The sequence below is a fragment of the Pseudomonas sp. PS01301 genome, from assembly GCF_029960215.1.
Taxonomy (GTDB): Bacteria; Pseudomonadota; Gammaproteobacteria; order Pseudomonadales; family Pseudomonadaceae; genus Aquipseudomonas; species Aquipseudomonas coleopterorum.
This window is the reverse complement of sequence record NZ_JASCPM010000148.1, coordinates 1-255: the sequence shown is the minus strand read 5'-3', so window position 1 is coordinate 255 and position 255 is coordinate 1. Positions and strand designations below refer to the sequence as shown.

The following is a 255-nucleotide window of genomic DNA, read 5'->3' as shown; positions in this document are numbered from 1 at the left end:
CTGTCTTGACGTTACCGACAGAATAAGCACCGGCTAACTCTGTGCCAGCAGCCGCGGTAATACAGAGGGTGCAAGCGTTAATCGGAATTACTGGGCGTAAAGCGCGCGTAGGTGGTTTGTTAAGTTGAATGTGAAATCCCCGGGCTCAACCTGGGAACTGCATCCAAAACTGGCAAGCTAGAGTAGGGCAGAGGGTGGTGGAATTTCCTGTGTAGCGGTGAAATGCGTAGATATAGGAAGGAACACCAGTGGCGA

At 51.8% G+C, this 255-nt stretch carries 1 rRNA gene; it reads left to right on the top strand.

The window, feature by feature from the left end:
• Positions 1–255, top strand: a 16S ribosomal RNA gene (locus QMX89_RS22815); the annotation flags it as partial.